Source organism: Lonsdalea britannica (assembly GCF_002111595.1).
Lineage (GTDB): Bacteria > Pseudomonadota > Gammaproteobacteria > Enterobacterales > Enterobacteriaceae > Lonsdalea > Lonsdalea britannica.
Window position 1 is genome coordinate 1 of record NZ_LUTN01000009.1, and the last position, 14,079, is coordinate 14,079.

General features: G+C 55.5%; 9 protein-coding genes and 3 pseudogenes. 5 read left to right on the forward strand and 7 right to left on the reverse strand.

All coding sequences use genetic code 11. From position 1 onward, the window contains the following. The first annotated feature begins 233 nt into the window (after positions 1-233). Entirely contained in the window at positions 234-980 is a 747-nt protein-coding gene (gene sanA, locus AU509_RS09020; RefSeq protein ID WP_085652287.1) for an outer membrane permeability protein SanA, read from the forward strand. 13 nt (positions 981-993) lie between these two features. Here the strand turns inward: sanA and yeiB are convergent, their stop codons facing one another. The 6 genes and pseudogenes from yeiB to AU509_RS09050 all read right to left on the reverse strand — a co-directional run bounded on the left by yeiB (position 994) and on the right by AU509_RS09050 (position 9,346). Continuing rightward, a complete protein-coding gene (gene yeiB / locus AU509_RS09025) occupies positions 994-2,172 on the reverse strand; it encodes a DUF418 domain-containing protein YeiB (RefSeq protein WP_085652286.1) in 1,179 nt (392 codons plus the stop codon). Positions 2,173-2,375: 203 nt separating this feature from the next. Further along, positions 2,376-3,039, reverse strand: a pseudogene (gene folE, locus AU509_RS09030) (GTP cyclohydrolase I FolE). Positions 3,040-3,345: 306 nt separating this feature from the next. After that, complete coding sequence (locus AU509_RS09035) at positions 3,346-5,016, reverse strand: methyl-accepting chemotaxis protein (RefSeq protein WP_085652284.1); 1,671 nt, start codon at positions 5,014-5,016, stop codon at positions 3,346-3,348. Between the two features lie 436 nt (positions 5,017-5,452). Continuing rightward, a pseudogene (locus AU509_RS18880) lies at positions 5,453-7,140 on the reverse strand (methyl-accepting chemotaxis protein). Between the two features lie 685 nt (positions 7,141-7,825). Beyond that, positions 7,826-8,164 carry an ArsR/SmtB family transcription factor gene (locus AU509_RS09045; RefSeq protein ID WP_085652283.1) on the reverse strand — a complete coding sequence of 113 codons (339 nt, stop codon included), beginning with the start codon at positions 8,162-8,164 and terminating at the stop codon, positions 7,826-7,828. A 63-nt stretch (positions 8,165-8,227) separates the two neighbouring features. Continuing rightward, positions 8,228-9,346, reverse strand: a complete 1,119-nt coding sequence (locus tag AU509_RS09050; RefSeq protein ID WP_085652282.1) for an alkene reductase — start codon at positions 9,344-9,346, stop codon at positions 8,228-8,230. Positions 9,347-9,560: 214 nt separating this feature from the next. Between AU509_RS09050 and AU509_RS09055 the strand changes: the two genes are divergently transcribed. From AU509_RS09055 to AU509_RS09070, 4 genes and pseudogenes are all read left to right on the forward strand, one after another. Continuing rightward, positions 9,561-10,424 (forward strand): LysR family transcriptional regulator, encoded by an 864-nt coding sequence (locus AU509_RS09055; RefSeq protein WP_085652281.1) that lies wholly within the window; start codon positions 9,561-9,563, stop codon positions 10,422-10,424. Between the two features lie 90 nt (positions 10,425-10,514). Then, positions 10,515-11,634 (forward strand): annotated as a pseudogene (locus tag AU509_RS09060) (S-(hydroxymethyl)glutathione dehydrogenase/class III alcohol dehydrogenase). Between the two features lie 16 nt (positions 11,635-11,650). Further along, on the forward strand, positions 11,651-12,493 hold the full coding sequence (gene fghA, locus AU509_RS09065) for an S-formylglutathione hydrolase (RefSeq protein WP_085652279.1): 843 nt from the start codon (positions 11,651-11,653) through the stop codon (positions 12,491-12,493). Between the two features lie 204 nt (positions 12,494-12,697). Then, the gene (locus AU509_RS09070; protein ID WP_085652309.1) at positions 12,698-12,910 is read left to right on the forward strand and encodes a KTSC domain-containing protein; all 213 of its coding nucleotides are present in this window, start codon (positions 12,698-12,700) and stop codon (positions 12,908-12,910) included. Positions 12,911-12,948: 38 nt separating this feature from the next. Here the strand turns inward: AU509_RS09070 and AU509_RS09075 are convergent, their stop codons facing one another. After that, positions 12,949-14,037 (reverse strand): oxidoreductase, encoded by a 1,089-nt coding sequence (locus AU509_RS09075; RefSeq protein WP_094118176.1) that lies wholly within the window; start codon positions 14,035-14,037, stop codon positions 12,949-12,951. Positions 14,038-14,079 lie beyond the last annotated feature (42 nt).

The following is a 14,079-nucleotide window of genomic DNA, read 5'->3' on the forward strand; positions in this document are numbered from 1 at the left end:
GTCACCGTAAAAATCGAACACGCTGACGAATACGATCTGTGGGGCAGCCGGGTCTGATGACGTCACACCGGGGGATAATTTCCCCCCGTCCCCCGGTGTTTTTTTCCTTTTGATTGATCCCTTGCACTAAAAATCGTCATTAAGCCTTCCTGCGGGACGCTTCGCCTTGCGCGATCTCGGCAGGTAAAGTAGCCTTGCCGGATGATTTGATTCGTGCTGAGTAAGGCAGACGCATGTGGAAACGCCTGACATTTGGTCTTTTCACCAGCATCCTCGTGCTGGCAGGAGGCGCATTTCTGCTTGACCGCTGTATCAGCTGGCGCACCGCCCCCTATATTTTCGACGATCTCAAAGACCTTCCCGCCCGCCCCGTCGGCGTCGTGCTGGGCACGGCAAAATACTACCGCGCCGGTGGCGTGAACCAATATTATCTGTTTCGTATTCAGGGCGCGCTGAACGCTTATAACAGCGGGAAAGTGAGCTATCTGCTACTCAGCGGCGACAACGCTCAGCAAAGCTATAACGAACCGATGACGATGCGCCGCGACCTTATTTCCGCAGGCGTTCCGCCGATGGATATCGTGCTCGACTATGCGGGGTTCCGCACGCTCGACTCGATTGTTCGCACCCGCAAAGTGTTCGACACCAACGACTTCACCATCATCACCCAGCGCTTCCACTGTGAACGTGCGCTGTTTATTGCGCTACATCTCGGAATTCAGGCGCAGTGTTATGCGGTGCCGTCGCCGAAGGATATCTGGATGGTGCGGATTCGGGAGTTCGGCGCCCGTCTGGGCACCCTGTTCGATCTGTATGTGCTGAAGCGCGAGCCGCGGTTTCTCGGTCCGATGATCCCTATTCCCGCGCCGCATACGATTTCCGCCGATGAGCCCGGCTATCCAGCCGTGCCGCCCGAGTATCTGCCGGACGACACAACGGACACGCCCGGCAAGAAATCAGCCGACGCGTTCCGGCCTTAAATCGAAACCGGCGTTACTTGCTGATAACGACATCGGGTTTGCCCGCGACGAATCGCGTCAGGCGACGCCATAGCCACTCCATCGGCCCCTGCCGGAAAACCCGCAGCCAGTAGTGCGCGAACAGCAGATTGACGATCCACATCGGCGGCACCAAGGCTAACAATGCCAGACGGTCCAGCTTCATGAACCAGCCCAACTGGTAAAACAGCGTGGTACACATGAGTGTTTGTAGCAGATAGCTGCTTAACGCCATCCGACCGATATCGCTAATCCATTTCGTCAGGCGCCAGCGTCGCAGTGTCGGCCAGTAGCCATAGCACAGCGCCAGATACCCGATCGCCTGCAACGGCGCACTCAGTTCACCGGGGATCTGCAACAGCAGACCGCACCAGCGATACTCCCAGTTCAGCTGCCACTGCGCCACGACGCCCACACCGTTGATGAGCAATGCGGGGATCAGCAGCACCCATGCAATTCGGCGATAGTGACTCAGGCTGAATTCTCCTTTGAGCCACCCGCTGCGCATCAGCGCGCCGCCGAGCAGCATCGCCCCGCAGAGCAGCCAGCCGTACTGTACGCCCATCGATAACAGACTTTGGCTCAGCATCGACAGCCGATGGCTCCAGGCCTCCGGTCCGCCGGTCACCAGCCAGTGCGCCTCATAGGCCAGATCGGCCGGGCCAGGCTGCCAAAAGCGGCCGCCGGTTTGGCTCAGCAGCTGGCTCAGCACCACCAATATAGCGACCCCCGCCAGATACATGATCGTACCCGCGCGCAGTAACAGTCTGGGACTCTCGGCCATGCGCAACATGCCGCAACACACCAGACCAATTAGCCCGTAATCCAGCAGGATGTCGCCATCCCAGAAGAACAGGCTGTGAATCAGGCCGAAGATCATCAGCCAGAACAGGCGAGCGTGAATCCAGCTCCGCCCTCTTGGCTGCAACAGCTGCAAACTCGCGCCAAACAGCAAGGCGAACATGGTCAGAAATTTTCCCTGCACCAGAATATCCATGACCGCCCAGGTCCAGGCATCACGGAGTGACGGCAGGCCGTTATAAGCGGGATTAAGGTAGGCGGCCTCGGGTAAACCAAAGGCGGACACGTTCATCAGCAGGATGCCAAGCAACGCCACGCCGCGGACAAAATCCAACGTGGCGATGCGGGGTTGTACTCGGGGTGGAGTGACCATAGGCGTAAGGGTAGCTCGCAGTCTAAGTAAATACGGGGATGGTTCGGTCTGTAAATTGTAATGACTGAGCGCGTAAAAACCTACGGTTTTACCTCTCCGGGCAATGAGATAGCGCAAACCACAGGAGAAAACGACCGTGGCGGGCATAAAAAAACCGGCGTCGTGGATGAAACCGACGCCGGTGAATTTTATCGTGCGTACCCTTAGTTGTGGTGACGTACCGCGCGCAGGAACTCCTGACGCGTATTCTGGCTGGACTTGAACAGACCGCCCAGCGACGTGGTCGTCGTGGCGCTGGTGGCATCGCGAATACCGCGCGCTTTCACGCAGTAGTGAACCGCATCGATGGAAACGGCGACGTTATTCGTACCCAGCAGCGTTTGCACGCGACCAGAATTTGCTGGGTCAGGCGCTCCTGCACCTGCGGACGCTGAGAGAAAAATTGCACGATACGGTTGATCTTCGACAGCCCGATGACGCCATCCTTGGGGATATAAGCACGGTGGCCTTGCCGTCGATGGTCACGAAGTGATGCTCGCAGGTACTGGTCAGAGTGATGTCGCGCACCGTCACCATTTCATCCACCTTCATTTTGTTTTGAATGATGGTGATTTTAGGGAAATTGGTGTAGTCCAGGCCGGAGAAAATCTCATCGACATACATTTTAGCGATGCGGTGCGGCGTTTCCGTCAGGCTGTCGTCCGTGAGGTCCAGGCTCAGCAGATTCATGATTTCCGTCATGTGCTCCGCAATGCGGCTTTTTCGGGTCTCTCGATCGAGCATTTCCCCGCGTAACGGCGTTTCCAGACCGCGCGCCAGCAGCGCCTCATGGACCAGGGCAGCTTCTTGGGTCAAAGGTGATGACATTATCGTTCTCCAGCAGGTGTAACTTATATGCGGCGCCATACCGTCTTCAGGCGTTGCCCGCAACAGGCCGTGGAATTGATGACGGCAAACAGGGAATCAATACAGTGCCACTGACGGATGCACCAGGCGCGAATCAGCGCCTTTTAATGAGGGACACAGCCTAATGGAGAGTTCGGCGATTATCCAGTGATTGTATGTCATGATTGATGAAATCGCTGCAAGTTATGAATGATGGCGACCGCCATTAGGGGGGATGACGGTTATCCGACGCGGTTTGCATCGCCGGATAACCGAGAGGCAAGACGTTTAGAATTTCTCCCAGCCGTCATTATTGTTATTCGCCCGCGTGGCGGGCAGTAGTTTCACGGCGGGCATCGGTTTTGGTTTCACCGCCGGGATACGCGTTGTGGAAATCGGACAGTTGTCATCCTCCAACTGGAAGAGGTCCACCACCTTCGCCAGATCATGCGACTGCTGATCCAACTGCGCGACGGCGGCCGACGACTCTTGTACCAACGCGGCATTCTGCTGGGTCACGCCGTCCAGTTCGTGTACGGCCTGCCCGACCTGCGTAATGCCCTGAGTTTGCTCGTCCGTGGCGGCATTAATTTCACTAATCAAGTCGCTGACGTGCGCGATTGCGTTGATGATAGTTTCCATCGCCTCGGCAGACTGCTGAACCTGTTTATCACCCACCTGCACATTAACTTCCGATTCGGCGATCAGTTCAGCGATCTCCTTCGCCGCCTGGGCGCTGCGCTGCGCAAGGCTGCGAACCTCACTCGCCACCACGGCGAATCCCCGTCCCTGCTCGCCGCCGCGCGCGGCTTCCACCGCCGCGTTCAGCGCCAGAATATTGGTCTGGAACGCAATGCCGTTAATCACGTTGGTAATGTCAGAAATCTTGCTGGAGCTGGCGGTAATTTTTGCCATCGTCTTGGCCACGTTACTGCTGATTTCGCCCCCTTTCTTGGCCACGCCCGCCGCATCCTGCGCCAATAGACGCGCCTGATGCACATTGTCCGCATTGTGTTTGACGGTCGAACTCAGCTGTTCCATGCTGGCGGCCGTTTCCTGCAACGCCGCAGCCTGTTGCTCTGTCCGTCGGGACAGGTCGTCGCTGCCCACTCTGATCTCCGACGTGCCGTGATCGATGGACCGGGTGGTGTCGCGAATGGCCGTGACCGTATCGCGCAGTCGCGATTGCAATAGTTTGATGTCCGGAATCAATCGACCGGCGCAGTTGCGGCCGAACTCAACCAGTTCGCAACCCAGACGGCCCGCCGTGAGCTGCGCCAGATGCGATTTAATGACCGCGATCGGTTTAACCAGATAGTTACGCAGATAATATTCGGTAAAGATCAACACCACGATACCGGCAAGCAGCACGATGATGATCGTATCGCGGTTGCGGGCGTTGTGCTCATTAATAGAAGGGATGATTTTGGACGCCGACATCTCATCGCTGTATTTTTTAAGTTCATCGCCAAACGTCCATGCCATCGGCGGGAAAACCTGGCGGAACAGCGTGCGGAAACTCTGGAGATCATTACGCTGCAACGCGGCATTCATGGGGTCTACCGCATCCGTGATCACCTTTTCCCAGGTGGTATACACGCCGTTCGCGGTGGTCGGCTCAATACCGATATGTTCGGAATTTTTGAAGCTTTCCAGCGCCGTTTTCGTATTCTGGATGGCGGCCTGCGCCATATCCATCGTTTTCTTGGCGTTAACCTGATCGTTCTCCTGCATATAATCCATCGCCCGTTCGAGACGGATCACGGCGCGGAAATACTGGTCATTGCCGTAAATCAAATAGGAGTAATTTTTTTTCTGCGCTTCGCCCTGCGTCAGTAAATTCGTCGCCTGATTCAGAGAATAAATACTGTAGCCCGACGCGATACCCCATATCACGATCAGTGTGCCTACAATGACTAATACCATCGCATGTATGCTGATGTTTTTCAGAAAATGCATATCCCACCCCATGAGAGTCTTTAATAGGTCCGCGCCCTGACGCGAACAATATTCTTTCTTTTCGATGAACGAATGTGCAGCGATGATTAACCCTGTTCAGTCGCGTCGAGCCGTACCCTGCTGCGCTTCCTAACTGTCTGATTTAAAACCCCGCCATAGGAATGTAGCAAAGCGTGAACGGCGATAAAGCCGCCATCCTGAACACCTATCGGGTTTTAATGCCCTAAGTATAGGCACGGATATAAAAAGGGGTATTCAGAGCCACGTTTTTATCTAAAGAGAAATGAGACCAGCGCCAGCGCAAGCGAAAAACGACTATTTGTTGGCGCTCTGGATCCTGGCGGCCAGGGTTATATCGCGAGAATTGAATGAGGAGGGAAAATAAGAAACGCACCGGTGAAACCGGTGCGCTAGTGGGAGTCATAAACGATGGATATTAAAACTGTTCCCAGTTGTCATTACTGCTTTGCATCTTGCTGGCGGCAGGTGCTGCGACCCGTGCCGGTTTTTGGCTCAGCGCTGGGCGTTTCAGCTCCAGACCGTTTTGGGGGTGACCGGAAGCCGGACGCGCTTCGCTCTCCAGCTTGAAGACAGCGACGGCATCAGTCAGATGACGCGCCTGTTCTTCCAGAGAGCCCGCGGCGGCAGAGGCTTCCTGCACCAACGCAGCGTTCTGCTGAGTGACACCGTCCATTTGCGTCACCGCGCTACCCACCTGCTCGATACCGCGGCTCTGCTCATCGGAGGCCGAGGCGATTTCGCCAATCAGGTCGTTGACGTGGGTAATAGAAGTAATGATCGTGCCCATCGCTTCGCCGGCTTTTTTCACCTGACTGGAACCGATATTGACGCGCGACACGGATTCGGCGATCAGACCTTCAATCTCTTTCGCCGCCTGCGCGCTGCGCTGCGCCAGATTGCGGACTTCACCCGCCACCACGGCGAAACCACGCCCTTGTTCACCGGCTCTGGCCGCTTCAACCGCCGCATTCAGCGCCAGAATATTGGTCTGGAACGCGATGCCGTTGATGACGCTGGTGATGTCCGCGATTTTGCGAGAGCTGGTCGTGATGTCGTCCATCGTACCCACGACCTCATCCGTAATTTCGCCGCCCTTACGCGCGACGATAGACGCTTCGTGTGCCAGTTTGCTGGCCTGATGAACATTTTCAGCATTCATTTTCACCGTCGAACTCAGCTCTTCCATGCTCGCCGCCGTTTCCTGCAACGCGGCGGCCTGCTGTTCGGTACGCGCGGACAGATCGTTGTTGCCCAGGCGAATCTCGCTGGAGCCTGATGGATGGAGAACGCGCTGTCGCGGATAGTGCTCACCGTCGTGCGCAGGCTGTTTTGCAAGAAAGTCACGTGCGGGAACAGCTGCCCGGCGCAGTTGCGGCCAAACGCTTTCAAGTCAAAGCTCAGCTGGCCTTCGCTAAGACGTTCAAGGTGCGACTTCAGCTGATTAATCGGTTTAACCAGATAGTTGACCAGATAACGGTCGCTGATAATCAGAATGATCACACCTAGTATCATCGTCACAATCAGTAGGCGTTTGTTCAATGAAGTCATCGCGTGAACGTCGTCGATGGCTCGGTTGGCCTGCAGCGCCTCGGCATACTGGTCTGAATTGGCAGCAAAGTTCACGCTGAGGGACGGATACGTCACGTGGTAAATCTGACGAAAGTCGTCAATGCGACCGGCTTGCAGCGCGGCGAACATGGGCTCGATGCCCGACTCGATCAGCGAAGACCAGGTAGACGTCGTATTAGTGATTAACGCGGGGTCAATCTCAAGCGAGTCGTTATGGCGAAACTGTTCCAGCGCGTCTTTGGTATTTTTAATTGCGACGTTGGCTGAGTCCAGCATGGTTTTCGCCGTAGCCGTATCACCGAGCTGCACATAGTCGGCGCTTCTCAGCATCCGCGTCACGGCGCGAAAATATTGATCGCCCCCTTTCACCAGTAATAGATAACTTTTTTTCTGCGACTGATTGACGTCAAGCAGCGACCCCATTTTATTGAATTCGGAAACGGTAAATAAAGATACGCCGACCCAAAGGAGGAGGAATATGCCAAGTATGATTAACATCATAGTCCTGATGGTGACATTCTTCAGAAAACTCATAAATAAACTCCGTATGTTTTACTAACGATTTCATGCCCGTGCTGATAAACAACATGGGCTGTTAAATCTGTAAAATCGTTCTTTTATTAAAGGAAATAACAAGTGCTGTATGTTGTCGCTCGCAGACGAGATCGCGCCGGATGTTCCATTTTTTCAATAAATGAAACACGCAAGTAACAAATGTCGCGGCCTAGTATATATCGGAGACGCGATTAGGTTAGTTATTATTTTTGATAGTATTGTGAAAACTGAGGAAACGAATGACAGCGCGCGGCAATTGCAGAGCTGCTGATGCTTAAGGGGCGAGTTAAATACTGTTTTTATTCCTTAGTGAAAAAATAAATATTTTTATTCATTGAATTAAAAGGGTTAATTTCCATTCGTTTTTTGAGTGTTATTTTATTTTATGCTTTGCCGTCATTGCTGGAGTGATGAATCTACGTGTTGAACTGTTTTTGAAATAGGAAAAGGTAATCACTCTCGTTACCGATATTCGTATTCCTTCTCTGGGGATTAACTTTCTGCGCAAAACCGAATTAAAATGATTATTTTTTCCCGCCTGATTAATTAAGTCACGGCAAGCTGAAACCCGCCGCATTGACTTAATCATTCACCTACGGTCATCAAAATAAAGACCGTGTCCTATAATCGCGAGAATAAAGCATGAGCATGGGAACGAAGAGAGTTAACGCGTAGGCTCGTCGTCTGCGACGCTCACGCCCAAATCATCGATCAACGCGGTCATGATGGCGGAAATCTGGTTTTCATTGCGCTTGTAGTAGGTCCAAATACCCACTTTGGTGGCATCGACCACGCCGAGCTCCTGCAGGCTTTTCAGGCATAAAGAGGTGGCTGGCTGAGATAAGCCTGCTTTTTTCTGAATCAGACTCGCGCACACGCCGTATCGCTGATAGTCATAAAGTTGCGTGTCATCGGCGAATGCGGTGTCAGGATCCTTCAACCAGACCAAGATGGCTCTGCGCGTAGGATGAGAAAAAGCTTTGAGCGCCTCGTTTAAGCCCATAAATCATTCACCTTGTTATCGTAGTCAGCGGCACCTCATTGGATGCCGCCCGCTTAATTACTCTTAGCTTGACGGATAGTCAATATAACCTTTATCCGTTCCGCCATACAGCGTGCCTGCGTCAACGGCATTTAACGCCAGACCATGGCGAATACGATGCGGTAAATCCGGATTAGCAATGAAGGTACGGCCGAACCCGAACAGATCGCCGTATCCCTGCGCCAAGATGCGTTCCGCTTTCTGCTGGGTATATTTCCCTGCGTACATAATCACGCCGGAGAAGGTCTCACGCAGCGCCTGACGGAATGTTTCCGGCAGCTCGGGATTGTTCTCCCAGTCGGCTTCCGCAATCGACAGGTAGGCGATCCCCATCGACTGCAACAGGGCGGCCGCAGAGACGTAGGTATGGTGCGGATCGTTTTCCACCAGCCCCAGATAGACGCGCTCTTCGTCGGTCGTTTCAAACAGCGGCGCGAAACGAACGCCAACCCGCGATGCGCCAAAAACGTCGATCACGGCTTCGGTGACTTCTTTTAGGAAGCGCAGACGATTTGTCAGCGAACCGCCGTACTCGTCGGTACGCTGGTTGGTATGGTGAGAAATGAACTGATTGATCAGATAGCCGTTAGCGGCATGCAGTTCAACGCCGTCGAAGCCTGCGTCACGCGCATTTTCCGCCGCCTTGCGATACTGCTGCACCAGCGCTTTCACTTCGTCCGTCGACAGCGCGCGAGGCATGCTGGGATCGGCCAGCGTGCCGGTTCCCGGCCCGGTTTCGATAAAGACTTTGACGCTTTCAGCACGCAGCGCAGACGGCGCGACCGGCGCCGCGTCGTCCGGCTGCAGCGAGGTATGGGAAACGCGACCGACATGCCATAGCTGGCAAAAAATCACGCCGCCCTCTTCATGCACCGCGTCAGTCACTTTGCGCCAGCCTGCGACCTGTTCCGCATTGTAAATTCCCGGCGTCCAGGCATAGCCCTGCCCCTGTGGCTCAATCTGGCTGCCTTCCGTCACCATAAAACCGGCGGTGGCGCGTTGGCGATAGTACGTCGCCATCAGATCGTTGGGGATATCACCGGGCTGTGAGCTGCGAGAACGAGTCAACGGCGGCAGGGCAATGCGGTTGCGCAGCGTAAAATCACCGAGGGTCAGAGGGGTAAACAGTGAGTGTTCAGACATCATTTTTTCCAATATCAGTGAAAGAAGTTCGCCACCCTAACACATTTATAGATTTAAATGTAATGATATGACATCCTGCTCACTACCGTTGCCTCTCGCCTCGAATTTAGGCAATGTATCCGAAATAGTTAAGAAGCGTTGCAACCCTGTAAATCAATCTATAGTATTCACTCTCTAAAAATCAAACCGCCATAGTTATTCACGAATAGAGAAGATGGACCTAACCCAACTCCGCATGTTTTGTCTGGTGGCCGATAGCGGCTCCATGGCTCGCGCCGCCGAGCAGCTACAACGCGTTCCTTCCAATTTGACGACACGATTACGTCAATTGGAGTTAGAACTTGGCACCGATCTGTTCATCCGTGAAAAACAGCGTCTACGACTGTCGCCAGCCGGACACAATTTTCTGGGATATGCCCGTAAAATTCTCGCGTTGAGCGATGAAGCGTTAACGATGAGCCACAGCGGCACGCCCGGCGGACAGTTTTTACTGGGCGCTGAAGAGTCCGCGGCCCTCCTGCTGCTGCCCGAACTCCTGGCGCAATTTCATCACCGATTTCCGCAGGTGGCGATCACGTTGAAATGTGCCGACGGCGCGCAGTTAGTAGACGAAGTCAGTCACGGCGCGCTGGCCGCTGCGCTGGTCAGCTGTCCCATCGATAACGATGCGCTGCACCACTGTCGGATCGTTAGCGATCGCCTGGTTCTCATTACGTCGCACCAGCACCCTAAAGTGCACCAGGCAAAAGATTTAGCGGGTGCGGTCATACTGCAAGCCGCCGATGCCAGCGATTACCGCTCTCGCCTCAGCGCCTGGAGCCGCGGGCAGAGTACGTTGTCGGGGCCGTGGATCACGGTGAACTCGCTCACCACGCTGCTGGCCAGCGTCGCCGGGGGAACGGGCGCGGCCTTTTTGCCTCAGTCTGTACTGGCCGCGCTGCCCGGCGGCAACCAGGTTCAGATCCATCCGCTGCCTGACACGGTCGCCGACATCTCCGTCGAACTGGTCTGGCGTCGGGATGCATTCGGTCCCAACGTCGAGGCCTTGAAAAAACTGATGATTGAACGATTCTCATAATAAGCCGTTTCGCGAGGTCGCTGGACGACCTCTTCGTGACCCATAACGAACCCGCGACCTCATCGCGAGTCATTGATACAGGAATTCACCATGCAAACCATTAAAACCCGTGCCGCCGTCGCCTGGGGTCCCAACCAGCCTCTGTCCATTGAAGAAGTCGATTTGATGCCGCCGCAGAAAGGAGAAGTGCTGGTGCGTATCATCGCCAGCGGCGTCTGCCACACCGACGCCTACACCTTGTCCGGTAAAGATCCGGAAGGCGTATTCCCTGCGATCCTCGGTCATGAAGGCGCCGGTATCGTCGAAGCCATTGGCGAAGGCGTCACCAGCGTCGCCGTCGGCGATCACGTCATTCCGCTCTACACGCCGGAATGCGGCGAATGTAAATTCTGCCGCTCAGGCAAAACCAACCTGTGTCAGGCGATCCGCGCGACACAGGGCAAAGGCCTGATGCCGGACGGCACCACGCGATTCTCGAAAGACGGCCAGCCGATTTTCCACTATATGGCACGTCGACCTTCGCCGAGCACACCGTGGTTCCCGAAATTTCGCTGGCGAAAATCAGCCTGAAGCTCCGCTGGAAGAAGTCTGCCTGCTCGGCTGCGGCGTCACCACCGGCATGGGCGCCGTCACCAATACGGCAAAAGTGCAGCCGGGCGACACGGTAGCGGTATTCGGCTTAGGTGGTATCGGCCTTTCTGCCATCATCGGCGCCAAAATGGCCGGAGCGGGACGCATTATCGGCATCGACATCAACACCAGCAAGTTTGAACTGGCGCGTAAACTGGGCGCGACGGATCTGGTGAACCCGAAAGAGTACGACAAGCCAATTCAGGATGTGATCGTCGAGATGACTGACGGCGGCGTCGATTTCTCCTTCGAGTGTATCGGCAACGTAAACGTCATGCGTTCGGCGCTGGAGTGCTGTCATAAAGGCTGGGGCGAGTCGGTCATCATCGGCGTCGCCGGCGCGGGCGAAGAGATTTCCACCCGTCCGTTCCAGTTAGTGACCGGTCGCGTATGGCGGGGTTCAGCCTTTGGCGGCGTGAAAGGCCGCAGCCAGCTGCCGGACATCGTTCAGCGCTACCTGAATGGCGAATTCCCGCTGAACGACTTCATCACGCATACCATGAAACTGGAAGACATCAACGACGCGTTCGATCTGATGCACGAAGGTAAGTCTATCCGTACCGTGATTCACTTTAACTAAGCGGAGGTCGCCCGACATGACTGCGCCACTGGAACTTCTGGAGCAACACCGCCTCTTCGGCGGTTGGCAACAGCGCTATCGTCATACCTCTGCCGTGTTGCAGTGCGACATGACATTTAGCCTTTATCTGCCGCCAACGGCGGAGCAAACGCCGCCCCCGGTTCTGTACTGGCTGTCCGGGCTGACGTGCACCGATGAAAACTTCGCGGTCAAAGCCGGGGCGCAGCGCGTTGCGGCCGAGTTGGGTCTGGCGCTGGTGATCCCAGATACCAGCCCCCGTGGCGAAACCGTCGCCGATGACAGCGGGTACGATTTAGGTCAAGGCGCGGGGTTCTACGTGAATGCGACCGAAACGCCGTGGCAGCCGCACTATCGGATGTTCGACTATATCAGCGATGAATTGCCGCAGCTGATTCAGCAGCATGTGAACGTCAGCGACCGTCAGTCCATCAGCGGTCATTCGATGGGCGGCCACGGCGCGCTAATGCTCGCGCTGCGTCACCCGGGACGGTATCGTTCAGCGTCGGCTTTCGCCCCTATCGTCAATCCCAGCGCGGTGCCCTGGGGGCGCAAAGCGTTCAGCGCCTATCTCGGCGAGGACGAACAGCGGTGGCTGGACTACGACAGCTGTCATTTGCTGGCCGCCAGCGACCATCCGTTGCCGATCTTGATCGATCAGGGCGAGGACGATCCGTTCCTGCCGGAGCAACTCCAGCCGCACGCGCTGGACGCCATTGCCCGTCAGCGAGAGTGGCCGCTGACGCTGCGCATGCAGCCTGGCTATGATCACAGCTACTTTTTCATCGCCAGTTTCATTGAAGATCACCTGCGTTTCCACGGGAAATTCTTGCAGCAATAAGGTGAGAAGGGTTTAATACCGGCATGGGTACAGGCAGAGCTTGTCTTTTTTGAGGTCTGGCGGCGTCAGGCCGACTTTCCGGATTTCAGCGCTCTGCCTGACATGCCCGTCCCGTAGAAAAAATAAGACACACACAGTCATAGCATTGCAGAACGTCCGCAGTTTCAGGCGGTAATGCTACACAGCCAACAGGGAGTGACCAATTTGCAACGTAAGCGTGTTTCATCCGCCGATCTGTTTGCCGTCGGCTATGATGCTGAAACCAGCATTCTCGAAATCGAATTCCTGAATGGAAGCCTTTACCAGTATCAAGGCGTCGCGCGCATGATCTATGAAGAGCTGCTCGCCTCAAACTCGAAGGGCAGCTATTACTCCCGCTTTATCAAAAATTCATTTCCCTACGAAAAATTGCAGTGATCATTCAGGGCGGAACCCCGCCCTGCGCTTCACTAAGCTCACTCGCTCACGGACTCGACCCGACGGAAGGCCGCCAGCAGGCGTTCGTCGTCTAATTCCACCGGTACAAAATGGATGGACTCGCCCGGCTGGAGCGTGCGGGCAACGATGGCCTGCATCGCCGCCGAATCGTTGATGTCAATCGCCAGATCGGCCAGCGTAGTGGGCAGCCCCATGAGGCGGAATGCCGCGCTCAGTTCCCGCAACGCATCGGTATCGTCCAACAGCGCGCACTGAACCAGAATGCCGTAAGCCACCTTGGTGCCGTGAAGAAAACGCTCCGTATGCGGCAACACCGTCAACCCGTTATGTACCGCATGTGCCGCCGCAACGCGGGTGTAACGCTCGCCCAGACCGCCGACCATACCACCGCCCGCGATAATCGCTTCGACTACGTCCAGAAAATCCTGATTTATCGTCCTCGACTCAACCGCCTTCAACGCAGCTTCGCTTTGTCGCAGCAGAACATTGCGAATATCCAACGCCGTCTGTAGTCCCAGACGTACGGTCAGCGGCAGCGTCTCAGGACGAGGGCTCAGCACCACGGCTTCATACCACTTGGCGAGCGTATCGCCGATCCCGGCCAGCAGATACTCCACCGGCGCGGACAGGATGATGCGCGGCTCCACCAACACCATATGGTTCGCGTCTTCGAAAATCTCGAAGCGTAAGGCTTGCCCTTCATCGTTATACCAGACGGACAGCGGCGTCCACGCTGCGCAGGTTGCGGCAATGGTCGGGATCGCCACGAGCGGTACGCCCAGACGGCGCGCGACCACTTTGGCGGTATCCAGCACCGCCCCGCCGCCCACGCCAATCACGACAGAACGATCGTCACCCGCCAAAGCGACCAGTCTTTCAACTTCGCTTTCGCTACAGTGGGCGGCAAACAGCGCCTGTTTCACGCCTTCCGCCGAAAATTCAGCGGGTAGATAAGGTTTCACGGCGTTCAGCGCACGCTCGCCGTGGATCCATAGCGCCTGTGTGAGCACCGGCGCAGGATAAAAATCGGTCAGTTTGTCGATAGCCCCTGGAAAGGAAAAGTAATTTGCCGGCCCAACCTGGACGCGGATAGGTGATGTACTCATTATCGATAATTCCTTGCGTGACAACATGTTGGCTTTTTATTG

Coding starts and splice junctions, on each gene's coding strand:
- sanA (WP_085652287.1), top strand. CDS start 234: ATGTGGAAACGCCTGACATTTGGTCTTTTCACCAGCATCCTCGTGCTG.
- yeiB (WP_085652286.1), bottom strand. CDS start 2,172: ATGGTCACTCCACCCCGAGTACAACCCCGCATCGCCACGTTGGATTTT.
- AU509_RS09035 (WP_085652284.1), bottom strand. CDS start 5,016: ATGCATTTTCTGAAAAACATCAGCATACATGCGATGGTATTAGTCATT.
- AU509_RS09045 (WP_085652283.1), bottom strand. CDS start 8,164: ATGGGCTTAAACGAGGCGCTCAAAGCTTTTTCTCATCCTACGCGCAGA.
- AU509_RS09050 (WP_085652282.1), bottom strand. CDS start 9,346: ATGTCTGAACACTCACTGTTTACCCCTCTGACCCTCGGTGATTTTACG.
- AU509_RS09055 (WP_085652281.1), top strand. CDS start 9,561: ATGGACCTAACCCAACTCCGCATGTTTTGTCTGGTGGCCGATAGCGGC.
- fghA (WP_085652279.1), top strand. CDS start 11,651: ATGACTGCGCCACTGGAACTTCTGGAGCAACACCGCCTCTTCGGCGGT.
- AU509_RS09075 (WP_094118176.1), bottom strand. CDS start 14,037: ATGAGTACATCACCTATCCGCGTCCAGGTTGGGCCGGCAAATTACTTT.